At 55.2% G+C, this 24,023-nt stretch carries 20 protein-coding genes; 7 read left to right on the plus strand and 13 right to left on the minus strand.

The window, feature by feature from the left end; translation table 11 throughout:
* Positions 1-43 precede the first annotated feature (43 nt).
* Positions 44-1,267, plus strand: coding sequence for a phosphoadenosine phosphosulfate reductase (locus tag OGX94_RS24275; protein ID WP_257661476.1), 1,224 nt, complete (start codon positions 44-46; stop codon positions 1,265-1,267).
* On the plus strand, positions 1,252-1,869 hold the full coding sequence (locus OGX94_RS24280; protein ID WP_193135151.1) for an IbrB-like domain-containing protein: 618 nt from the start codon (positions 1,252-1,254) through the stop codon (positions 1,867-1,869). Before OGX94_RS24275 ends, OGX94_RS24280 begins: the two co-directional genes overlap by 16 nt.
* Here the strand turns inward: OGX94_RS24280 and OGX94_RS24285 are convergent, their stop codons facing one another.
* On the minus strand, positions 1,870-3,030 hold the full coding sequence (locus tag OGX94_RS24285; protein ID WP_257661475.1) for a pyridoxal phosphate-dependent aminotransferase: 1,161 nt from the start codon (positions 3,028-3,030) through the stop codon (positions 1,870-1,872).
* Positions 3,031-3,162: 132 nt separating this feature from the next.
* Here OGX94_RS24285 and OGX94_RS24290 point away from each other — a divergent pair, with 132 nt between their 5' ends.
* Positions 3,163-4,251, plus strand: a complete 1,089-nt coding sequence (locus OGX94_RS24290; RefSeq protein WP_257661474.1) for an oxidoreductase — start codon at positions 3,163-3,165, stop codon at positions 4,249-4,251.
* A 110-nt stretch (positions 4,252-4,361) separates the two neighbouring features.
* On the opposite strand, the gene OGX94_RS24295 is transcribed toward OGX94_RS24290, so the two are convergent.
* From OGX94_RS24295 to entC, 7 genes are all read right to left on the minus strand, one after another.
* Entirely contained in the window at positions 4,362-4,559 is a 198-nt protein-coding gene (locus OGX94_RS24295) for a YbdD/YjiX family protein (RefSeq protein WP_003022064.1), read from the minus strand.
* 63 nt (positions 4,560-4,622) lie between these two features.
* On the minus strand, positions 4,623-6,728 hold the full coding sequence (cstA, locus tag OGX94_RS24300; protein ID WP_286570093.1) for a pyruvate/proton symporter CstA: 2,106 nt from the start codon (positions 6,726-6,728) through the stop codon (positions 4,623-4,625).
* A 184-nt stretch (positions 6,729-6,912) separates the two neighbouring features.
* Complete coding sequence (gene entH, locus OGX94_RS24305; protein ID WP_003022055.1) at positions 6,913-7,326, minus strand: proofreading thioesterase EntH; 414 nt, start codon at positions 7,324-7,326, stop codon at positions 6,913-6,915.
* Between the two features lie 2 nt (positions 7,327-7,328).
* A complete protein-coding gene (entA, locus tag OGX94_RS24310) occupies positions 7,329-8,084 on the minus strand; it encodes a 2,3-dihydro-2,3-dihydroxybenzoate dehydrogenase EntA (RefSeq protein WP_257661473.1) in 756 nt (251 codons plus the stop codon).
* Positions 8,084-8,941: an isochorismatase gene (locus OGX94_RS24315; RefSeq protein WP_003831197.1), complete on the minus strand. Its 858-nt coding sequence runs from the start codon at positions 8,939-8,941 to the stop codon at positions 8,084-8,086. Before OGX94_RS24315 ends, entA begins: the two co-directional genes overlap by 1 nt.
* Positions 8,942-8,954: 13 nt before the next feature.
* Positions 8,955-10,565 carry a (2,3-dihydroxybenzoyl)adenylate synthase EntE gene (gene entE / locus OGX94_RS24320; RefSeq protein WP_257661472.1) on the minus strand — a complete coding sequence of 537 codons (1,611 nt, stop codon included), beginning with the start codon at positions 10,563-10,565 and terminating at the stop codon, positions 8,955-8,957.
* Between the two features lie 31 nt (positions 10,566-10,596).
* A complete protein-coding gene (gene entC / locus OGX94_RS24325; protein WP_048235908.1) occupies positions 10,597-11,772 on the minus strand; it encodes an isochorismate synthase EntC in 1,176 nt (391 codons plus the stop codon).
* A gap of 187 nt (positions 11,773-11,959) precedes the next feature.
* Here entC and fepB point away from each other — a divergent pair, with 187 nt between their 5' ends.
* Positions 11,960-12,916, plus strand: a complete 957-nt coding sequence (gene fepB, locus OGX94_RS24330) for a Fe2+-enterobactin ABC transporter substrate-binding protein (RefSeq protein WP_003831194.1) — start codon at positions 11,960-11,962, stop codon at positions 12,914-12,916.
* 60 nt (positions 12,917-12,976) lie between these two features.
* Here fepB and entS read toward each other — a convergent pair whose 3' ends face one another.
* Positions 12,977-14,212 carry an enterobactin transporter EntS gene (gene entS / locus OGX94_RS24335; RefSeq protein WP_003831193.1) on the minus strand — a complete coding sequence of 412 codons (1,236 nt, stop codon included), beginning with the start codon at positions 14,210-14,212 and terminating at the stop codon, positions 12,977-12,979.
* 109 nt (positions 14,213-14,321) lie between these two features.
* Here entS and fepD point away from each other — a divergent pair, with 109 nt between their 5' ends.
* Genes fepD through fepC form a run of 3 tightly spaced genes read left to right on the plus strand, consistent with a single transcriptional unit; the run spans position 14,322 to position 17,112 of the window.
* Entirely contained in the window at positions 14,322-15,329 is a 1,008-nt protein-coding gene (gene fepD / locus OGX94_RS24340; protein ID WP_174785016.1) for a Fe(3+)-siderophore ABC transporter permease, read from the plus strand.
* Positions 15,326-16,318: an iron-enterobactin ABC transporter permease gene (gene fepG / locus OGX94_RS24345; RefSeq protein ID WP_166465318.1), complete on the plus strand. Its 993-nt coding sequence runs from the start codon at positions 15,326-15,328 to the stop codon at positions 16,316-16,318. The genes fepD and fepG overlap by 4 nt, the downstream gene beginning before the upstream one ends.
* Positions 16,315-17,112: an iron-enterobactin ABC transporter ATP-binding protein gene (gene fepC / locus OGX94_RS24350; protein WP_003831189.1), complete on the plus strand. Its 798-nt coding sequence runs from the start codon at positions 16,315-16,317 to the stop codon at positions 17,110-17,112. The genes fepG and fepC overlap by 4 nt, the downstream gene beginning before the upstream one ends.
* 46 nt (positions 17,113-17,158) lie before the next feature.
* On the opposite strand, the gene wzz(fepE) is transcribed toward fepC, so the two are convergent.
* The 4 genes from wzz(fepE) to fes all read right to left on the minus strand — a co-directional run bounded on the left by wzz(fepE) (position 17,159) and on the right by fes (position 23,875).
* On the minus strand, positions 17,159-18,292 hold the full coding sequence (gene wzz(fepE), locus OGX94_RS24355) for an LPS O-antigen length regulator Wzz(fepE) (protein ID WP_257661470.1): 1,134 nt from the start codon (positions 18,290-18,292) through the stop codon (positions 17,159-17,161).
* 229 nt (positions 18,293-18,521) lie between these two features.
* Positions 18,522-22,412: an enterobactin non-ribosomal peptide synthetase EntF gene (gene entF, locus OGX94_RS24360; protein ID WP_286570097.1), complete on the minus strand. Its 3,891-nt coding sequence runs from the start codon at positions 22,410-22,412 to the stop codon at positions 18,522-18,524.
* A complete protein-coding gene (locus OGX94_RS24365) occupies positions 22,409-22,627 on the minus strand; it encodes an MbtH family protein (RefSeq protein ID WP_257661468.1) in 219 nt (72 codons plus the stop codon). Before OGX94_RS24365 ends, entF begins: the two co-directional genes overlap by 4 nt.
* 30 nt (positions 22,628-22,657) lie before the next feature.
* A complete protein-coding gene (gene fes, locus OGX94_RS24370) occupies positions 22,658-23,875 on the minus strand; it encodes an enterochelin esterase (protein WP_257661467.1) in 1,218 nt (405 codons plus the stop codon).
* Between the last annotated feature and the right edge of the window lie 148 nt (positions 23,876-24,023).

The raw sequence follows: 24,023 nt of genomic DNA on the forward strand, positions 1-24,023 counted from the left end.
GCATTTATTTTAGTATAAAATAAAATTCGGATATGGATGTGATATGTCTGTTTATAAAATACCGTTAAACCAGAATGTTCTCGAAGCCGCTCAGGAACGCATTACCTGGACGCTTGAGACTCTACCGCGTGTCTGCGTTTCTTTCTCTGGAGGTAAAGATTCGGGGTTGATGTTACATCTGACTGCCGCCATTGCCCGCCAGTTACAGAAAAAAATAAACGTCTTATTTATCGACTGGGAGGTTCAGTTTTCCTGCACTATCGACTATGTCCAGGCGCTACGCGAGAATTATTCCGATGTCATCGAAGAATTTTATTGGGTTGCATTGCCGCTGACGACGCAAAATTCACTGTCACAATTTCAGCCTGAATGGCAATGCTGGGAGCCGGGCACTCAATGGGTACGCCAACCACCCGCAGATGCCATTACCGATCCCGAATATTTCTCTTTCTACCAACCCGGTATGACTTTCGAGCAATTTGTTCGTGAGTTCGCTGACTGGTTTTCGCAGAAACGACCGGCCGCCATGATGGTCGGGATCCGTGCCGACGAGTCATATAATCGCTTCGTCGCCATTGCGAACTCGAAAAAACAGCGTTTTGCCGATGATAAACCCTGGACCACCAGCGCCCCCGGCGGGCATACCTGGTATATTTATCCCATTTATGACTGGAAAACCGCCGACATCTGGACGTGGTTTGCGAAATCAAGACTCCCTTGTAATCCCCTGTACAACCTGATGTATCAGGCGGGGGTTCCCACTCGATACATGCGTATCTGCGAACCGTTTGGGCCAGAACAACGCCAGGGGCTGTGGCTTTACCATGTTATTGAGCCTGAACGCTGGGCAATGATGTGCTCCCGCGTCAGCGGGGTAAAAAGTGGCGGGATATATGCTGGTCAGGACAACCATTTTTACGGTCACCGCAAAATATTAAAACCCGAACATTTAAGCTGGCAGGAATACGCCATGCTGTTATTGAAGAGTATGCCGGAAACGACCGCTGAACATTACCGCAATAAAATCGCCGTCTATTTACAGTGGTATAAGAAAAAAGGCATGGAGAATATCCCACAAACCCAGGAAAGAGATATTGGTTCAGTGGATATTCCGTCGTGGCGGCGTATCTGCAAGGTCCTGCTGAATAACGACTATTGGTGCCGGGCTCTCTCATTTAGTCCAACGAAACCCAAAAACTATCAACGTTACAATGAGCGCATGAAAACAAAACGCCAGGAATGGGGACTCTTATGCAACAACGATTAACTCAGGAACTCCTCGACTTTCTTTCTGGTTTATCAGAACCAGAGAGAATTGAAGCCATAAATGAATTCAGAAAGGCAATACACAGCGTCAGTCCCTTCCGCGAGGAGCCCGTAGATTGCGTACTTTGGGTTAAAAATGATCATATTTCACCCAATGACTATAACCCCAATAACGTTGCGCCACCGGAGAAAAAGCTGCTGCTGAAGTCCCTCGAGGCTGACGGGTTTACGCAGCCCATTGTAGTGGTTCACTCAACGGCTGAAGAATACGAAATTGTCGACGGTTTCCACCGCCACGAGTTAGGTAAAGCCAAAGCCTCACTGAGGCCCAGGCTGAAAGGATATCTGCCGGTTGCCTGTTTAGAACGCGAACGCCATGAGCGTATGGCGGCAACCATTCGCCACAACCGCGCTCGCGGGCGTCATCAAATCCACGCCATGTCCGAGATTGTCCGCGAGCTATCGCAACTGGGATGGAGTGAAGAAAGAATTGGCAAGGATCTTGGTATGGACAGCGACGAGGTGTTACGCCTGAAGCAAATCAACGGCCTGCAAGCGTTGTTTGCCGACCGTCGATTCTCCAAAGCCTGGACCGTGAAATAGCTACAGCGAAACCAGGCGCTCGGCTGCCGCTAACAGCGTCGATTCTTGCTTGGCAAAACAGAGGCGAATCAGTTTATGCGGGAAAGGATCGGCGCAGAACACCGACAGCGGGATTGCCGCAACGCCCACTTCAGTGGTCAGCCACTGGCAAAACTCCACGTCGTTAAGCGAGGAAACGGCGCTGTAATCGACCAGTAAAAAGTACGTGCCTTCACACGGCAGAATTTCCAGTCGGCTGTCACGCAACGCGTTCACCAACACGTCGCGTTTTTTCTGATAAAACGCGGGCAGTTCGCGATAGTGTGCCGGATCGTCTCGTAGCATATCCGCCAGTGCGAGCTGAGCCGGCGTGTTAACGGAAAACGTCAGATACTGGTGCACTTTTCGTAGCTCAGCGCTAATGGCGGCTGGCGCAACGCAGTATCCGACCTTCCAGCCGGTCATGTGGTAGGTCTTACCAAACGATGAAACAGCAACAGCGCGTTCCCGCAGCTCTGAATGTGCCAGCACGCTGGCATGCCCCTGTTTGGCGAAACAGATATGCTCATAAACTTCGTCGCTGATGACAAAGATCTCGCGTTCTTTAATCGCCTGCCATAGCGCGTCGAAATCGGCGTGATGCCACACAGTGGCAGAAGGGTTATGCGGCGTGTTCAGGATAACCAATCGGGTACGGTCGCTGAGTAAGGCACCAAACGCCTGCCAGTCGACGCGAAAAGACGGTGGTTGCAGGGCGATACGTTTAACCACACCGCCGGATAATTCAACCGCAGGCGCATAGCTGTCGTAGCTCGGGTCAAAACAAATCACCTCATCACCAGGGCGCACCAGCGCAGTGATCGCGGCATACAATGCTTCTGTGGCTCCCGCCGTGATGGTCACTTCACTATTCGCGTCAGGTTTATAGCCGTACAGGTCTGCCGTTTTATCCGCGATAGCTTCGCGCAGCGGCTGCACGCCCGTCATCGGCGCATACTGGTTTGCGCCATGCGCGACGTGATACGCCAGACGCTCTTGCAAAAAGAGTGGACCGTCAAAATCAGGAAACCCCTGCGAGAGGTTAATGGCCTGATGCTGCTGCGCCAGCGCACTCATTTGCGTGAAGATAGTAGTGCCCAGATTAGGCAGTTTGCTTTGCGGAATCAGCGGGTTATTACTCATTATTGTTATCCCAGCGTGTGATGTTGTGGTTGAAGCCACTATAGCACGATGCTAGTATTTGGCAATCAAGACGTTCAGACGTCTATATAAAAATAACCTGCCTGGACAGGACAGCCAAAAGGACAACACAACATGAGTAATACCGAAATTCGCGTCGTCACCGGCCCGGCCAACTATTTTTCCCATCCTGGCAGCCTGGTAAGACTCAACGATTTTTTCTCTGCCGACCAACTTTCACGCGCCGTGTGGGTTTATGGTGAACGCGCCATCGATGCAGCCCGCCCTTACCTGCCAGAGGCTTTTCATCTTGCCGAGGCTAAACGCCTGCTGTTTACGGGACATTGCAGCGAAACCGATGTTGCTCAACTGGCAAAAGAGTCGGGAGAGGATCGCAGTGTGGTGATTGGCGTGGGAGGCGGTACATTGCTCGACACAGCTAAAGCGTTGGCCCGTCGTCTGGATCTGCCGTTTGTCGGTATTCCTACTATCGCGGCGACCTGCGCTGCCTGGACGCCGCTCTCCGTCTGGTATAACGATGCGGGCCAGGCTCTACATTTCGAAATTTTCGCTGACGCGAATTTCCTCGTGCTGGTCGAACCCGAGATCGTTCTCAATGCGCCAGAAGAATACTTACTGGCGGGGATCGGCGACACGCTGGCAAAGTGGTATGAAGCCGTCGTGCTCGCACCTCAGCCGGAAACACTGCCATTGACAGTACGTCTGGGTATTCAAGCCGCGCAGACCATCCGCGACATCCTGCTGGAAAGCAGCGAGCAGGCGCTGGCAGACAAACAACAAGGCACGCTAAGCCGCACGTTTTGCGATGTGGTGGATGCGATTATTGCCGGAGGCGGTATGGTTGGTGGTCTGGGCGAGCGCTACACCCGCGTGGCGGCGGCGCATTCTGTTCACAACGGCCTGACCGTCCTTCCACAAACTGAGAAGTTTTTACACGGCACCAAAGTGGCGTACGGCATCCTGGTGCAGAGCGCGCTGCTGGGACAAGATGATGTGCTGGCGCAGTTAATTACCGCTTATCAGCGATTCAACCTGCCAACCCGATTAGCTCAACTGGAAGTGGACATCAATAACCGCGCCGAAATCGACAAAGTGATTGCGCACACTCTGCGCCCGGTGGAGTCCATTCACGCCCTGCCGGTAACGTTAACGCCGGAGACACTGCGCGCAGCATTCGAAAAGGTAGAGTCGTTTACGGTGTGATTATGGTGCGGGTTGCCTGATGACGGCTTCGCCTTATCAGGCCTACGACGACAAATTACGCCAATACGATGTTGTAGGCCGGATAAGCGTCAGCGCCATCCGGCAAAAAATCAACAGCACTTCGCGCCACCTTTCCCGCCATATCGTGCATCCTGGCGCTCACGGAAAAATTCTTCGTAGGTCATTGGCGTCTGGTCCGGATGCGTGACGCGCATATGTTCAACATAGTTGTCGTAATCCGGCACACCTATCATTAATCGGGCGGTTTGACCTAAATACTTCCCGGCTTTGGCGAGTGTTTCAAACATAGTGTTTCCCTGTCGTACAAACGCCCTCCCCGTTCAGGAGAGGGCTCGTTGGTTAAGAGAATATTAGTGCGCACCTTTCGCCTGCGCCACGATCTCTTCGACATTCTCAGGCATCGGCTCGTACGGTGTCTCTTTCGAAGTTGGTTTGTCCTCTTTCAATGCTGCCAGCGCAGTTTTGATGGAGAACAGACCCAACACCACAACGACGACCATGAAGAAGATGGTGAGACCCGCATCCAGGCGGTTGTTAAACACCAGTTGCGTCAGCTGCGACTGGGTGTACTGCGCCGGAATGTTACCGCTGTCGATCATCGCCTGGAACTTGTTGGCGATAGCCAGGAAGCCGATTTTCGCATCCGGGCTAAACGCTTTCTGCCAGCCAGCGGTCAGGGTACAAATCAGCAGCCAGGCCGTTGGCACCAGCGCCACCCATGCGTAGCGCTGGCGTTTCATCTTGAACAGCACCACAGCACAGAGCATCAACGCCATACCGGCCAGCATCTGGTTAGCGATACCAAACAGCGGCCACAGGGTATTGATACCGCCCAGAGGATCAACCACGCCCTGGTGTAAGAAGTAACCCCAGGCCAGCACACACAGCGCTGTAGCCAGCAGGTTTGCAGGCAGCGAATCGGTACGTTTCAGGCTCGGTGATACCACGCCCAGCAAGTCCTGCAGCATAAAGCGCGCGGCGCGTGTACCGGCATCTACCGCCGTCAGAATAAACAACGCTTCAAACAGAATGGCGAAGTGATACCAGAACGCCACATCCATCATGCCGCCCAGCGCGCCGTGCAGAATGTACGCCATCCCGACGGCCAGCGTCGGCGCACCACCTGCGCGGGAGATGATGGATTGCTCACCCACTTCATTGGCGATTTGATGCAGGGTGTCTGGCGTAATGGCAAAGCCCCAACTGCTGACTACCTGTGCCGCAGAAGCCACTACGTCCACCGTCCCCGCAGGAGCCAGCACCGCCATCGGGCTGTTCATCGCAAAGTACACGCCCGGATCGATGATGCACGCGGAAACCAGCGCCATAATGGCGACAAAGGATTCCATCAGCATTCCGCCGTAGCCGATAAAGCAGGCCTGCCCTTCATTCGCCAGCATCTTCGGCGTGGTACCGGAGGAGATCAGCGCATGGAAGCCAGATACCGCACCACAGGCAATGGTAATAAACAGGAACGGGAACAAGTTACCGGTCCAGACCGGGCCAGTACCGTCAACAAACTTGGTCAGCGCAGGCATGGTCAGCGTCGGACGCATGATCAAAATCCCTACTGCCAGACCAACAATGGTGCCGATTTTCAGAAAGGTAGAGAGGTAATCACGCGGGGCCAGCAGCAGCCACACCGGCAGGACGGCGGCAACAAAACCGTAGCCCACCAGCATCCACGTCAGCTGTACGCCGGTAAAGTCAAAGTACGGTGCCCAGGTCGGGCTTTCAGCCACCCAGCCGCCGGAAATAATGGCAAACACCAGGAACACCAGACAGATGACCGACACTTCGCCAATGCGGCCCGGGCGCAGATAGCGCAGATAAATCCCCATGAAGATCGCCAGCGGGATGGTGAACGCCACGGTGTAGGTTCCCCACGGACTGTGGGTCAGCGCTTTCACGACGATCATCGCCAGTACCGCGAGAATAATCACCATGATCATAAAACAGGCCACCAGCGCAATAACGCCCGCCGTTGGACCCATCTCTTCTTTCACCAGTTCGCCAAGGGAACGACCATCGCGACGGGTAGAAACAAACAGCACCATGAAGTCCTGCACCGCACCCGCCAGTACCACCCCGGCGAGCAGCCAGATCATCCCCGGCAGATAGCCCATTTGCGCCGCCAGCACCGGTCCAACTAACGGACCCGCTCCGGCAATTGCCGCAAAATGGTGACCAAACAGCACTTTTTTATCGGTGGGAACATAATCCAGACCGTCGTTATGGCGCACGGCTGGCGTCATACGCGTCGGGTCAAGCGCCAGTACATTTTTCGCGATGTACAGGCCGTAGAAACGATAAGCGATAAGGTAGACACAGACCGACGCCACGACTATCCACAACGCGTTGATCTGTTCACCACGATTTAATGCGATATAGCCGAGGGCAAATGCTCCCATAACGGAGAGCACTGTCCAGACGAGGTACTTCCCTGATTTGTTCATAGTTGTTATCCGTTGTCCGATCCAGAGAGATGTTACATTTTGTTTCTATAACATCTTTTCTGAATTTAACAACCCGACAACCATGCAAACCCGAAATATCACTGAGTATTTACATTGCATTGTTAACTAGATCACTTCATTTACCTGTTAACTCTGCAATTTCATTTTACTTTACCGGGTGACCTCACCCCATCACCGCAGTACCTAAGCGGCAGGTGCAACAGCGTCGCCCCTGCTCATCAAAGATAACAATTTCCCAGCTTTGATTTTGACGCCCAAGATGCAGCGGCTGACAAACGCCGCGCACTTTCCCCTGCGATACCGCCCGATGATGCGTGGCGTTGAGTTCCGTCCCCACCACGCACTGCCCGTCGCGGGTCATCAGATAACCTGCCATCGAACCCAGCGTTTCCGCCAGGGCCGCGGATGCGCCGCCGTGCAGCAGGCCAAATGGCTGATGCGTGCGGCTATCCACCGGCATTTCGGCTTCCAGCACATCATCCCCCAGCCGGGTGTAGACCATGCCTAAATGCGCCACCATCGTGTTCTGACTGGTGGCATTGAGTTCATCCAGCGTTAAATGACGCTTCCAGATCATCGTCATGCCCCCAGCGTGGAACCGCCGTCCACCACGATATCCTGTAACGTAATGTGGCTGGCCAGATCGGAGGCGAGGAATAAAATAGTGTTGGTGATCTCTTGCGGCCGGGCGATTTTCCCCAGCGGAATCCCGAGCTTAAACTGCTCGCCAAATCCACGAATACGCTGTTGCTCCGCGTCATCGCTAACCCACAGCGTGCGCTGCATATCGGTGTCGGTCGAGCCTGGCGACACCACATTACAGCGCACACCGCTACCCGCCAATTCAAGTCCGACGGTCAGCGCCAGACTTTTCAACGCGGCCTTTGACGCACCGTAAGCACTCATGCCGATACGCGGCGTGTGCGCCGCATCCGACGCGACGGTCACGATCGCCCCGCCCTGCTGGCGACGAAACTGCGCCATCGTCTGCTGAAACAGATTGAACGCCCCACCAACGTTAACCGCAAACGTCTGCTGCCACTCCTCAACGCTCAACGCATCGGTGGCCCCCATACGCAAAATACCTGCGGCATTGACCAACACATCCAAACGCTCGCGCACTTTGAGGACGCGCTGGCACACTTCAGCTACCTGTCCGGCATTCGCCACATCCAGCACTTCGGTCGCAAACGGGTAGTTATCCTGAGGAAATTCGCAATCGAATCCTGTCACCTCAGCGCCAGCATTCGCAAACGCCAGCGCCGTGGTGTAGCCAATCCCTTTACCCGCGCCGGTTACCCAGACGGTTTTCCCGGCAAAATCAAATCCAGCCATTACTTCACCTCGCGGGAGAGCAGCGCCCACCATGCGTCAATGGTCGGTTTTTTCGCCAGCATCACGAAATCAATGTCACCATGAACCTTACGCCAGCGCGCCGCCAGCGCCATCATGCGCACAGAATCCAGCCCGTAGTCGATCAGGTTTTCGTCATCCATCGGCTCTTCAGACTCATCCAGCAACGGCAGAATAACGCTGCGCAACGCATCTTTACTGGTCGGGACCGGTGTCGGCAATAATTCCTGGGTCATTACCACACGCCCGGAACGTCCCGCCACGTATTTCAGCGACATCAGGTGTTCGTCACGGCTAAAGTCCGCCAGCGCATCGGCAACCATAAACGGCTTGATGTCACGCATGAAGGCGTCCGTTGCGGTGGTCATACAGCCGATATGCGCATACACCCCGGTAATGATCAGTTGATTACGCCCGGTTTCCTTGAGCATCTGTTCCAGCGGGGAACGATGAAATGCGCTATAACGCCATTTCACCAGAATGGTATCCGCTTCATCCGGCGCCAGCGCCTCAACGATCTTTTGTTGTTCCGGGGAACGCGTCAGGCCCGGTCCCCACATATCATTGAGCAGAGCGCGGTCTTCATCACTCTGTTCTTTCGGCTGAGCGGTGTAATACACCGGAATGTTATGCTCTTTGCAGTACTGGCGCAGCGCGGCGATGTTCGCGACGACCTGCTCCATCATCGGGCAGTTATCGCCCCAAAAGCCGATAAAATAATCCTGCATGTCGTGGATCAGCAGCGCGGCGCGTTCAGGGTCAAATGCCCAGTCGACTTTGTTCACCGGAACATCGAGCGCCGTTGGTAGCGCATAAGCCTGCAGTTTAGGAATTGCCATTTCTATTTCTCCTTCAGGCCAGTGAACGTGATGCCAGCCACTGACGTAATTGTTTTTTATCTACCTTCCCCACTGGAGTCAGCGGTAATGACTCAACGCACTCAACACGATCGGGTAATTTGAATTCCGCTATGCCCTGTTCGCGTAGAAAACGGCGCACCTGCACCGCGCGCAGCGGCTCTTTCACCACCAGCCAGGCACAGCTTTTCTCGCCCATCAGTTCGTCATCCATACTGACCAGCGCGGCATGGATCACCATTGGATGGCGCAGTAGCAGGTTTTCAATCTCTTCAGCGGCGATCTTCTCCCCGCCGCGATTGATCTGATCCTTTTCACGCCCCTGAACGGTGATGTAACCATCCGGATCGATAGCGATCAGATCGCCGGAACAGTAAAAGCCGTTGGCGTCAAAGGCGCTGGCATTATGCTCAGGACTTTTGAAATAACCGCGGAAGGTGTACGGACCACGCGTCATCAGGCGTCCGGTCTCTCCCTGGGCTAAGGGGTTGCCGTCAGCGTCTGCTACCCAGACTTCATCATCGGGACACATCGGGCGACCCTGGGTATTGATGATGCGCTCAGGACTGTCGTCCAGACGGGTGTAGTTCACCAGCCCTTCCGCCATGCCGAAGACCTGCTGCAACTGGCAGCCAATCTCGGCTGGAATACGTGCCGCAAGCGTGGCGGAAAGTCTCGCGCCACCGACCTGAAGCAGTTTCAGCGAAGCCAGTTGCGCATTGCTGCCCCACTCCGCAATCGCCTGCAACCACAGGCTCACCGCAGGTGGCACCAGCGCCGTGACGTTAACCTGATGCTGTTCAATCAGCGGGAAACACAGAGTGGCACTCGGGTCAGCCGCCAGTACTACAGTGCCACCGGCCAGGAATACGCCCAGCGCGCCTGGCGAACTCATGGCGTAGTTATGCGCCGCCGGGATTGCGCATAAATAACGCGTTTCCCCGGTGAAGCGGCAAATCTCATTGCTGCGACGCACGCTGTAGTAGTAATCGTTATGAGTGCGAGGAATCAGCTTTGGCGTCCCGGTCGTCCCCCCAGAAAGCTGGAAGTACGCCACCTCATCAGCAGGCGATGGCGTAGCAGTAAAATCTGTCGCAGGCTGGTTTATCGCCGTTTGCAGATTATGTTCACCTTCATCGTTGCGCAGTTGCACCACGCGCACTGAATTGTGTTCGGCCACAAAAGCGTTAAGAAAATCGTCGCCGCTAAACAGCGTATGCTGGCGATCGGCAATCAGCAGTGCCGGCTCAATCTGTTTGGCATAGGCGTTAAGTTCGTTACGCTGATGGCTGAACAGAGCCAGCACCGGAGCTACGCCCAGCTTGAGTAACGCAAAGAAGGTGATATACAGCTCAGACACATTGCCCAGTTGTACCAGCGCGGTTTCGCCGGGTTTGATCCCCTGGCGACGCAAGCTGCAGGCAAGATTGTCAGCGGCCTGATTCAGTTGGCGATAGCTCAGATGGCGTTCACCATCAATTACCGCCGTATGCTCGCTGTCGGCGTGACGGGTCAGAATGTCGGTCAGCGGCAAATCCTGCCAGTAACCTTTTTCACGATAGCGGCGGGCAAACTCTTCCGGCCAGCGGGTGAAAGGAATACTCATTATTGCTCCTTAAAACCAGTCCACAAGGCTCTTAGTGCAGTCCAAAAACATTCAACATCGTGGAGAGCTTAGCCCCCGTTTCGCGCCATTCCGCAACCGGGGAAGAGGCTGGAACAATTCCTGCTCCGGCAAAGAAACGTACCTGATTGCGCAGCAGCTTCGCACAGCGGATCGTCACTACCCACTCACCGTTACCTTCGGCATCACACCAGCCGACAATGCCGCCGAACAGTTCGCGATCGAACGGCTCCAGCTCGGCAATAAGCTTGCGCGCAACCTGATGTGGAAAGCCGCTCAGCGCAGGCGTCGGATGCAGCAGGCACGCCAGCGTCAGGGCGTTTTCCTGCGGGTTAGCTTTACCTTCAAACGGCGTGCCGAGGTGCCAGAGCGTCGGCGTGGTAACCAGCTGCGGAGAAGAAGGCAGTTGCAGTTCACGGCTGCGATCGCGCAATACCGTTTTCATCGCTTGCGTCACCAGTTCGTGCTCATGGCGGTCCTTCTCAGATGCCAGCAGGCGGATCCCTGCTTCGCGATCCAGCACATCATCAGGCTGACGACGTGCAGAGCCCGCCAGCGGCAGAGAACTGAAACGATCGCCTTCTTTGCGCAGTAACAGTTCCGGGCTGGCACCAATCAATACGCCGCCGTCTTCAATCGGTACATGGAAGTTGTAGCTCGCCGGGTTTTGCGCCACCAGACGCTCCAGCAGCGCACCACTGTCAATATTGGCATCGGCGGTGATATCGATCAGGCGTGACAACACCACTTTGTCGACTTCCGGAGTGGACGTCAGCGCAGCCGCCCGGGCGACCATATCTTCAAAAAAGTCCTGTTCCGGGATCGATTTACGTTCAACGACGTTCAGCGACTGATGCGCGGTAAAGTAACGTGATGATTGCTGCTTCGCCGTACGAGAGAAGCTCTGCCACGATTGGGGAATAAACAGCGATGATGGCTGGCGAGTATCAAAGGGAATCGCCCCGACCATGACAGGGTTCGCGATGCCTTGCGATTTGGCATCAGCAAACAGTGCGTTCATTTTTTGTTGGAAAGGGCTGTCTGGCGAATCGCCATCAATTGCCGGTTCCGCATAGCGGGCGAAGCATCCTGACGTCGTAAAACTACGGTACGGCGACATAAAGAAAAAACTGTCGGGAGCGAGCGTCGGCATAGTCTGCGTTTTTTCCTCGGCCAGTGACGTATCCATATCATCCTCCAAAAATGATAAAGGCTCTAATAATGATTATCATTTATATTTTCGGTCGCTAACCTAAAAGTAAAGCGACGGTATGTCAACTCTTGTGGTAGCACAATGTGCGACTTTGGCTTGCATCCTTGCTCGCTAACAATGAAAATGAGAAGCATTACTTATACTGATAACAGGAAGCCGATTCGTGAGTCTCCCCTCTTTTTGCCGCACCGTGCTCTTACTGGCAGGTTTATCTCTTTCAGGAATTTCTTCAGGTCACGCCGCCGACTGGCCGCGTCAGGTTACTGACAGCCGCGGCACGCATACGCTGGAACATAAACCACAGCGAATTGTCTCCACCAGCGTGACCCTCACCGGCTCGCTGCTGGCGATTGATGCCCCGGTCATTGCCAGCGGTGCCACTACCCCGAACAATCGCATCGGCGATGCGCAGGGCTTTTTACGCCAGTGGAGCGAAGTGGCAAAAGAACGCAAACTGAGCCGCCTGTATATCGGCGAACCGAGCGCCGAAGCCGTCGCAGCTCAAATGCCGGATCTGATTCTCGTAAGCGCCACTGGGGGAGATTCTGCCCTCGCGCTATACGATCAGCTGTCCACCATTGCGCCAACGCTCATCATTAATTACGACGATAAAAGCTGGCAGTCGCTGCTGACCCAGTTAGGTGAAATTACCGGTCAGGAGCAACAGGCAGTTGCGCGAATTGCCGAGTTTGATAAGCAACTTCAGGCGGTTAAGCAACATATTACCCTGCCACCACAGCCGGTCAGCGCGCTGGTATATACCGCAGCGGCGCACAGCGCCAACCTGTGGACGCCTGAGTCAGCGCAAGGCAAGCTGATGGAGCAGTTAGGGTTCACGCTGGCAACGCTGCCTGCCAACTTGCACACCAGCCAGAGTCAGGGCAAACGCCACGATATCATCCAGCTTGGCGGTGAGAACCTGGCGGCAGGCCTGAACGGCGAAGCGCTGTTCCTGTTTGCTGGCGACAGCAAAGATGCCGACGCTATTTACGCCAATCCGCTTCTGGCGCATCTGCCAGCCGTGCAGAATAAACGCGTTTACGCCCTGGGTACGGAAACCTTCCGTCTCGACTACTACAGCGCCACGCTGCTGCTGCAACGTCTGTCAGCTCTCTTTTAATGGTCAGCGCCGGATGCGGCTCACGCCTTATCCGGCCTACAACCTTAGAGCACAACGCGATCAGACATTCACGGGGACCTGCCGGAATCGGCGTACTTCTCCCAACAACAGCAGCAGTAGCAGACCGACAATCACCAGCCCGAATCCACTCACGCTTGCCGAAGCAACCGGCGTCATCATCGCGCCCAGACCACCTAACAACGCCGCGCCAATCGCATCGCCGGTGACGTTTTGCGCCGTCCACAAACCGTTAATTCGTCCGAGCATCGCTTCCGGCGTCTGCGTCTGTAACAGGGTGTACTGCAACAAAGAGCTGACCGCGCTCAACCAGCCAAACAGCGCCAGACAAACCACACCAAGCTGCCAGACGGGCATCAAACCAAACAAGCCGATAGCCAGAAATGAAGCCACGGTCGATGCCAGCATAATCAGTCCCGGGCGAACGCTGTGCGCCAGTTGTCCGCTAGTCAATGCGCCCACGGCTGCCCCTAGCGGAATAGCCGCATACAACAGGCCAATTTGCGCACTCGACATGTGCCAGTTAATCGCCAACGCCGGATACAGCACACGCACGGCGCTCGCCATGGTTAACAGACCACCGAGCAGCGCAATGCCGCCAATCAGCGGGCTGGCAAGCAGAAAGCGGAATGCCGCCAGCAGCGATTTCAGCGGATGCTCGCGCGGCTGCGGCGGAGGCGGCAACGCAGGAAGGCTCAGCAACGGTAGTAAGGTAATGAAGGTTCCCGCCGCCGCCAGTCCGTAGTTCCAGGCCACGCCGCCAGTCGCGAGCAGCACCCCGCCAAGCATCGGTGAAATTACCGATCCCAGACGCACCGTCAGCATGGTAATCGCCCCAGCCTGCATCAAATTCTCGCGCCCAACCAGCGCTGGCGTCGCAGCCAGCAATGCGGTCACGCCCAGAGAGGCAAAGAAACCGTCCCATAAGCCAAGCAGATAAATCGCCAGCAACGACGGTTCGGGCAGCAGCGCATTCAGACACAGGCCAATAAAGCCAATACCACAGGTTCCACGCGCCAGCAGGATCACTTTTTTACGCTCATAGCGGTCGGCCAGCACTCCGCCCACCATCAGGCCAATAAACATTGCGCTACCGGTCAACGTCACCGACAACCCCACCTGCCAGGTCGACTGGGTCATCATCTGGATCTGTACCGGAACCGCCACGCCGAGTAGCCCCAGAGAGACAATAGAAATAAAACGGGCGAGGAAGACAGCGCGAAATGCTGGGTGGGTCTTTAACAGGCTGAGATTGAGCAGCCAGGATTGTCGATTCATTACAGAGCCTTACCAGGTACTTTTTCAATATCCATTCGATGGCTGCACATGCTAACATATCCAAATAAGATCGATAACGATAATTACTATCATTATCAGGGAAGTTGATATGTCATGCTCTGTTTCCGCGACACGTGCCTTCGCCGTGCCCGGACTATTGTTATTACTTGTTCTCACCACGGTATTAAGTCTGGGTATTGGCGCCAAGTCGCTACCTGCCTCCGTGGTGCTGGATGCGCTCACCGGCAGTTGTCAAAGTGCTGATTGCACCATCGTGCTGGACGCGCGCCTGCCGCGCACGCTGGCGGGGCTGCTCGCCGGTGGCGCGCTGGGCCTGGCTGGCGCACTTATGCAAACGCTCACGCGTAACCCTCTCGCCGATCCCGGCATTCTGGGTGTCAACTCCGGCGCCAGCTTCGCTATTGTGCTGGGGGCCGCGCTGTTCGGCTTTTCCTCTGCGCAAGAGCAGCTGCTGATGGCCTTTTGCGGTGCGCTGGCTGCGTCGCTGATCGTAGCTTTTACCGGCAGTCAGGGCGGCGGGCAGTTAAGCCCGGTGCGTCTGACGCTGGCGGGCGTTGCGCTGGGCGCGGTGCTGGAAGGATTATCCACCGGCATCGCCCTGCTCAACCCGGACGTTTACGATCAGCTGCGTTTCTGGCAGGCCGGTTCACTGGATATCCGCAGCCTGCAAACGCTGAAGGTTGTGCTGGTACCGGTACTGATTGCCGCGGCTGTCGCACTGTTCCTCAGTCGCGCCCTGAATAGCCTGAGCCTCGGCAGCGACACCGCTACCGCGCTTGGCAGTAAAGTTGCTCGCACGCAGTTTATTGGCCTGCTGGTTATTACCGTACTGTGCGGCAGTGCGACCGCGATTGTCGGTCCTATCGCCTTTATCGGCCTGATGATGCCGCACATGGCACGCTGGCTGGTGGGGGCGGATCACCGCTGGTCACTGCCCGTAACCCTACTGGCAACGCCTTCTCTGTTACTGATTGCCGATATAATCGGTCGCCTGATTGTCCCCGGCGAGCTGCGCGTGTCGGTAGTCAGTGCGTTTATCGGTGCACCGGTGCTTATCTTTCTGGTACGCCGTAAATCGCGCGGAGGTGGCGCATGATGCACCTCTCCCGCCGCCTGATAATCAGCAGCCTGCTGCTGGTTGCAGGTTGTCTCGTCATGGGTTTGTGGAGCCTGCGTAGCGGCGTTGTTACGCTGGAAACCCAGCAAATTATTGCCGCCCTGCTCGGCGATGCGCCGCGCAGTATTACGCTGGTGGTGACCGAATGGCGTTTGCCACGCGTGCTCATGGCGCTATTGATTGGCGCAGCGCTCGGCGTGAGCGGCGCAATATTTCAGTCGCTGATGCGCAACCCGCTGGGCAGCCCGGATGTGATGGGTTTCAACACCGGGGCCTGGAGCGGTGTGCTGGTGGCAATGGTGCTGTTCGGACAGCATCTCACCGCTATCGCGCTGGCAGCCATGCTGGGTGGGATCCTGACTTCTCTGGTGGTCTGGGCGCTCGCCTGGCGCAATGGTATCGACACCTTCCGGCTGATTATTATCGGTATCGGCATTCGCGCCATGCTGGTGGCGTTCAACACCTGGCTGCTGCTGAAAGCATCATTAGAAACCGCGCTGACGGCTGGGCTGTGGAACGCCGGATCGCTCAATGGCCTGACCTGGGCCAAAACCTGGCCGTCTGCCCCGCTGATTATCATCATGCTGGTATGCGCCGCGCTGCTGGTACGCCGGATGCGCTTACTGGAAATGGGTGATGACAGCGCCTGTGCGCTTGGCGTCAGCGTTGAGCGTTCACGTCTAATGATGATGCTGGTTGCGGTGGTACTAACCGCTGCCGCCACCGCGCTGGCCGGTCCTATCTCGTTTATTGCTCTTGTCGCGCCGCATATCGCGCGACGTATAAGCGGTACATCGCGCTGGGGATTAACCCTGTCGGCGCTGTGCGGCGCGTTGCTGTTGCTGATGGCGGATTTATGCGCCCAACAGCTGTTTATGCCTTATCAGCTTCCGGTGGGCGTTGTTACCGTAAGCCTCGGCGGTATTTATCTTATCGTCTTGTTAATTCAGGAGTCCCGCAAAAAATGATCGAATCAGTAGCCCGTTTGCGTGGCGACCAGTTAACGCTGGGTTATGGCAAATTTACCGTGGCGGAAAACCTCAATGTGTCGATTCCCAACGGCCATTTCACCGCGATTATCGGGCCAAACGGCTGCGGGAAATCAACATTACTGCGCACGCTGAGTCGTCTGATGACGCCCGCGCACGGCAAGGTCTGGCTCGACGGCGAGCATATTCAGCACTATGCCAGCAAAGAAGTCGCCCGTAGAATAGGTTTGCTGGCGCAAAACGCCACCACGCCGGGGGATATTACGGTACAGGAGCTGGTTGCCCGCGGACGCTACCCGCACCAGCCGCTGTTTACCCGCTGGCGGCAAGAGGATGAAATTGCGGTCTCAAACGCCATGCAGGCGACGGGTATCACCCACCTGGCATCACAAAGTGTGGATACCCTTTCCGGCGGACAACGTCAGCGTGCATGGATTGCGATGGTGCTGGCGCAGGAAACGTCGATTATGCTGCTCGATGAACCCACCACCTGGCTGGATATCAGCCATCAGATCGATCTGCTGGAACTGCTGAGTGAGCTAAATCGGGAAAAAGGCTACACGCTGGCCGCCGTTTTGCACGACCTGAATCAGGCCTGTCGGTATGCAACACATCTGATCGCGCTGCGTGACGGAAAAATTATTGCCGAGGGTGCACCGAAGGAGATCGTCACCGCGCAGCTTATTGAAAAAATCTATGGACTGCGCTGTATGATTATCGACGATCCGGTTGCCGGAACGCCGTTGGTGGTGCCGCTTGGACGCAACAAATAACACGCGTTACAGTATGGCGGCCAGCTTGCCGCCATACGACAATTCATCACACCAGTTGCTGATCAATAAACGTCATTTTTTGCTTACGCGACATCATGGCATGGTTCAACAGAACACCACCACACGCCACCATTCCCCCCAGTAATGCGGCCAGAATAACGATCATTGATTTAGCCGGACCATCTTTTTTCACCGGCAGCGAAGGTGAAAGTTGATATTTAAACGGTGTGAATTTTACGTCGCTCACATTCATCGCTAACAGCTGCTCAACGTGATATTGGCGATTACGTAATTCACCGTTAATTTCAGCAACATCCGTTACTGATTTTTCTATTTCTAATTTACGTTCGATGCCGTCAGCACCCAGTGAAATAGAGAAATCGGGGTCATCTTTCACCGCCTGACCATTACTATAAACCGGTTTTTTAATCCCGGCGGCATTGGCAATCTCCAGTGAGTAGTTGAGGCGCTGAATATTTGCTTCCAGCTGATTCTTGAGCCTGACGCGATCCATCTCCAGTTTCTCTTTTTCGAAGCTGGTTTTGATGGACAATTTATTGCGAATATCTTCCAGCGTTTCTTTCACCACAATATCAGAAATAAACTGGATATATCCCTTCAGTACAGCCTGGGCCTCTTCGGCCTGCGGCGCGGTAAAGCTCAACGTCCATGCGGTATACAGCGAGGTTTCATTCTTCTTACCTTGGTTGGCGTCGACCGCTTTCATTTTCTCACTAAGCCTGACAATAGCCCGATGCAGATCCATTTCGTCGATATCAGCGCCCTTCAATTGATCCATCACGTAAGGTGAAGAACGCAGATACTCTTCTAACAATGAAGGCGACTGGAATTTTTTGATAAACAGGTTAAATACATCACCACTGCTAACGCTGATATCCATATCCAGCACGCGCAATTTGGTCAACGTATTCTCGAGCTCCTGCCATTGAACCGATTCTGCCGGCGTCACGATGGCCTCGCTGGTCCATTTTTGCGGTAGCAGGAAAGAGACCAGAATACCCACACAGGCAAAGGCGAAAACAGTCGCTATAATTTTCGTCCTGGCGCGCCATAGGATTTCGATTAGATTCACTAAATCAATTTCGTTTGCATTTGCCGTTGGCTGAGGATAAGCAGTAATTTCCGAAACGTTGTCTTGCTTAATATTTAATGATGACATGTTGCGTGACCTGAAAACTTTCCTAAAAGAAAAACATTCCTGTGGGAGAAGTCTACCAGCTAGTCAGAATTATCCGAAACATTCTTTGTGCTTGTCGCCCTACCAAAAATTATATTCGGAATTTATTCACCCCTTTCATCACCTTGCACCGCACAAAAAAGAACAATTCCATAACATATTTTTTACATTATGGAATTATTCGATCACCGCGATAGCAATATTCGTCTTGTTACACAGATTTATTAATCAGTGTATTTATTACAGGTCCTATCGCCTCAAACGCGGTGGGGGAAATAATATCAACATGCGCGCAATCCTGGCGGTATACATCCAGGCTGGATATCCACGGCGACCAACTGCGCTCAGGACTCACACCCGGTACTAACGTGCGCTCAGCGACGAAAAGCGTGGCGTGACCTGCAAACGGCACGCTGTGCGCCGTGGTAAGCAGGCGAACCGCATCGGCGTAGTTGCCTTCGATTGCGTTAAATAAAGCCTCTGACGCATTCCCCTGCTGCGCCGCCAGAAACGCTTCGCGTTCACGCTCGATCTCCGCCAGTACCGCTGGATCCAACCCATTAGCCTCTTTTTCTTGCCAGTTTTGCGTTTCCGGCGGCCAGGTATCCAACAGCCCGAGGAATGCAACCGTCTCTCCTCTGGCATGTAAGCGCGCGGCGATCCCCTGTGCCAGCGTGCCGCCCAGCGAATAACCTAATAAATAGTAAGGTCCGTGAGGCTGTTGACTGAGCAACGTTGCCAGATGATGTTCGCATACCGCGTCGAGGTTTTCCGCCGTCTGCATAGGCCCATCCGGTCGTGGCGACTGAATACCTATAATCGACCACTGCGGGCTGAGATATCGCGACAGCACGCTAAACTGCCAGGCAAAACCCGACGCCGGATGAAAACAGAACAGCGCTGGGCCGTGACTTTCACGCAGCGGCAGCAGTGCCTCAAATCCCAGACGCTGCGACTGTTCATCATCAGTGCTCTCCAACAGAGCGCTCAGTTGTTCAACGGTAGAGGCCACCATAATCTGCCCCGGCGTCACCTGACGCTCTAAAACCCGACTCAACTGTGCTGCCAACTTCATCGCCAGCAACGAATGTCCGCCAAGCGCAAAGAAGTCTGCCGCCACGTCATTCACCTCGCAATTCAGTAAAGCCGCAAAAGACTGCGCGATGGTGGTTTCAGTCCCTGCTCGCGGTGCGCGCCCGGAAACACGCGACGTCAACTGTGGCATCGGCAGCGCTTTACGATCCAGTTTACCGTTCGCGCTAAGCGGCAGCTCCGCCAGTTGCAACAATACTGTCGGCACCATATGCGCAGGCAGTTTTTCACACAGCTTTTCCCGCAACGCGGACGTATCCAGCGGTAAACCCGATTGTGACACCAGATACCCCACCAGTTGACGCGCATCGCCGCCTGTCGCCGCCGCCTGGTTGAATACGCAGGCGTGGGCAACGGCATGCTCGACATCTGGCAATTGCTGCATCACCCGGTCAATCTCGCCGAGCTCAATGCGTTGTCCGCGAATTTTAAGCTGGTCATCGCTGCGCCCAAGGTATTCCACAGCGCCATTTTCCAGCCAGCAAGCCACATCCCCGGTACGGTACATGCGTTCGCCAGCGTTAAACGGATCGGCGATAAAACGGCTTGCGGTCAAATCCGGACGGCCCAGATAACCTTGCGCCAGTTGGATCCCCGTCAGATATAAGTCACCAGCCACGCCGAAAGGCACCGGGCGCATCATGGCATCCAGAATACGTAAACCGGTATTCCATACCGGATAGCCAATCGGCACGCTGTTGCCGGTTACATCAGCAAGGTCTTCCCCCCAGGCCGGATACCAGCTCACATCAACCGCCGCTTCCGTTGGTCCGTACAAATTGTGCAGTGGCGCATGAGTTAACTGTTCCCACTCACGGCATAAATCTGCAGGCAAGGCTTCGCCGCTGCAAAATACCCGTTTCAGCGAGGCACAACTCTCCCGCGCGGTTTCCGGCGTCAGTGAAGCGACAAAAGCAGCCAACATAGAGGGAACAAAGTGCGTGGTCGTCACCCCATATTGGGCAAAGAACTGCTGCATCGCCAGCGGGTCGCGGTGCGCCTCAGGCTCTGCCATTACCAGCTTTGCCCCAGCAATAAACGGCCAGAAAAACTCCCATACCGAGACGTCAAAACTGCACGGTGTTTTTTGCGCCACCACATCATCGGCGGTCAGCGGATAGTGATTTTGCATCCACAGCAGACGGTTAACGATGGCGGTTTGCCCAACCATCACCCCTTTTGGTCTACCGGTAGAACCGGAAGTAAAAATGATATAGGCAGTATGATTGGGCTGAGATAGTGCCAGCGGAGCAGCATCTTCTGCTGGCAGGGGTGAGTCATAGCACAGACTTTCCAGCCCAAGAATATCGCTAAAGCGCGCCAGTTGCTCATTGGTCGCGATCAACAATTTTGGCTTCGCGTCTTCGAGCATCATCCGCAGGCGATCGTTCGGGTATCCGGTATCCAACGGCAGCCAGGCTGCACCGGCTTCAACAATACCGTGCAGCGCCAGCGTCAGGAACACGGAACGCGGTAATGCCACGGCGACGCTGTCGCCAGGCTTGACGCCGCGTGCACGCAAAAGGCTCGCCAGCGCCACGACCTGCTGGCGCATTTCGCGATAGCTAAACTGATAGCGGGCATCGGCCAACGCCGGGGCATCCGGCGTTTTATCGGCCTGCTGTGCCACCAGCGCGCTCAGCGTAGTGGACGGGATCTCGACGATCGTGTCGTTAATCTTCGCCAGCCGCTCATGTTCTGTTGGCAACAGCATCCCGGCGTCGCCGCAGCATAGCGCCGGATTGTCGGCAAACTGCTCGATAAGCCCGATTAAACGCGAGGCATGCTGCGCCAGCATTTCTGCATCGTAGCGCTGTTTATTGGCCAGAATTTCAATACTCAGCCCACCGTTTTCATCCGGGAATAACGCCAGCTCAAGATCGTTCACCGGCCCTGTCGCCAGCGTGTGGGTTTGTGCCTGAACGCCGGGAATATTCAGCTGATAGTCGAATATTTTCACGTTCAGCACCGGGCCAAACAGCGGCTCGGAACCGGCTGCACGCCCGCTGTCGCGAACGATTTGTTCGGCATCATAACGTTGATGCCGACGCATTTTCTTCAACTGTCCGGCCAGTCGTTGTGCAAGTGCAGGCAAGCTTTCTGCCGCATCCAGCCTCACACCAAATGGCAGTACGTTTAAAACCGGTCCAGTGGAGGTCAACGCCGCCGACCCCATACGCCGCATAAAGATAAACCCGGCGGCATAATCCATTCGGCTGCATAAACGTCCCAGCCACAATGCCACCAGCGCGAGGGCCAGATCCGCACGCTGAACGTCAGGCATACGTGCCGCAAGCCGACGAAACGCCCCTTCAGGCGCGGTTAACTTCATACGAATAATATCCGCGCTGGCCGATCGTCCCGGCAACGGATTGTTCGACAGCGAGGCAGGAGGCGGGAGTTGCTTTCGCTGCTCGCTCCAGAAAGCGCCGTCGCGTTGCCAGGCATCGCTTTGACGGTACTGTTGATACTCTTCCACCACCTCGGCGAACGGCGTAAAAGGCGAGTCTGGCGTAGGCTCGCTGTGTAGCCATGCGCGATAAATTGCGGCTATCTGGCGGGTAATGGCCGGAAAACTGAAGCCATCGACCAGCAAATGATGGTAACGCTGATACCAATACCAACGCTTTTCTCCCACCTGTATAAGCAGGTGAAAAACCAGCGGCTTATTGCCATCAGCACGTATGTCCTGCTGCAGGTCTGCCTGCATCAACGCACGCGCCGCCTCATGTGGATTGGCTTTTTCGCGCAGGTCGATAATTTCAGGTTGCGCAAAGGCGAGCGCAGAATCCACCCATTGCCAGATCTCACCGTTATCTTCGCTAAACCGCATCCGCAGAGTATCGGCCTGCTCCAGGCCAGCCACAACTGCTTTCGCCAGCAACGACGCGTCCAGTTCGCCAGTTAATTCTACGTAGTGCGCCACGCTCCACGCCGAGGGCAATGTGGAGAGTTTTTCCGCCATCCAGATCCCCGGCTGAGCCGCCACTAACGGTAAACGCTGAGTCATAGAGCCTCCTGCACATCGACGTAGTTCGTTGGCGTCAGCCTGGTCCAGTTTGCATCCAGCCATTGCTGGCAGGCTTCCTGGGATTGAGGTTCGCAAGCAATTTGCCAGCCAGCAGGAAGCGAGCACTGCTGTGGCCAAAGGCTAAACTGGCGTTGGGGATTTTGCAGAATGTAAAACTGGCCCTGCGGATTATCGAAGGGGTTACTGAATTCCATACTCAACTCCTGTCGTGGAACATCGTCCGGTTAAATCGTGTCGGTAAGCGGTTGCCAGAGCGTCATTAGCCCTTGCATCAGACCGCCGCGCCAGCAAAGCGCATCGTGTCCGCCATCAACCTGACGCCAGAAAATAGACTGTGGTGCAGAAGGTAACTGGGCATATAACGCCTGATTAGCGCGATAAATAATGGGCTCGCGGATCCCCGCTTCCAGGACAATACGCAGCCCCTGAGCGCTGACGGTCCCGGTCTTCAGTTGCTCGACGATCGCCCCGTCCTGATAACCACCACGATGCGGCCACCAGTAAGAGCCCGACTGGCTAAGCACACAGCCAAAGCGCGCGGGCCAGTTCAGCCCGGCATACAGCGATGACAACCCGCCAAAACTTTGCCCAGCCACCACGGTGCGCTGCGGATCGTCACTAAACGCGGTCGTTGTCTTCACCAGTGGTAATAGCTCCTCCTGCACCGCCAACCAAAAATCCGCATTACACGGTAGCTCATGGCTGCGGTGAGCCGTATCAATGGCATCAATCAGAATATAAACGGCAGAAGGAAGGTGTCCGCGATGCGTGAGTGAAGTCAACGCAGGCCAGACCGGCATACTCTGTGCCCAAAACTGCCCATCCAGCAGGATAGCCAACGGACGCGTTTCGGGTTGAGCATCACCGGTGGTAAACACCCATACGCGACGCGTATTGCCGAGCCTGGCGCTATGCCATTGCAGGCAAACTGCGGGTGAATCTGGGTTTTCAGGTCGATCCCATCCTGGCTGTACGGGTGCCTCCGGCATTTCCAGCGCAGACACCGCGTGGCCACGACCGCCCCGCCAGCTCTGCGGATTAAGGGGATCGGCAATGGCCTGCGGCAGCAATTGCCGCCAGCCTTCACGCAGGATGCTTCGGTCAGGCGCAGCGTCCGCCGCCAGCGAGGAGAAGATATCGTTTCGTGCTGTTGGGATAAAACAGTAGCTGCCACGCCAGTTGGCGCTGAGGGAAACACTCCAGAACCAAACATTTGTTCCATCAATGCGTCGCATCGACTGAGGGATGGCATTTTGATGGTGGTCGGTGACGCCGGTGATATAAACCCAAACGCGATGAATGGCTGACTCTTTTTCCGTTCCCCGTGGGTCACGCCACCAGAAGGTTACCCGATAATTTCCGTTGTCTTCACGCTCCCACTCCGGGCCTTTTTTCGACTGCCACCACGCCTCGCTTCCCATCTTTAACGTCGTCACAGCCATAACCCCATGTTTATTGTGAAATTTTATGATCTAGCGTGAAATATATTGATAATATTATTGATAACTATTTGCATTTGCAATAGCGTATTGTCGCGCTGTGGGAAGCGCGTACAGTTTTTCACCACTTATAAACCGACCTGGCGCTGCG

Origin of the sequence: Citrobacter sp. Cpo037, from assembly GCF_030332945.1 — a bacterium.
Taxonomy (GTDB): domain Bacteria; phylum Pseudomonadota; class Gammaproteobacteria; order Enterobacterales; family Enterobacteriaceae; genus Citrobacter; species Citrobacter portucalensis.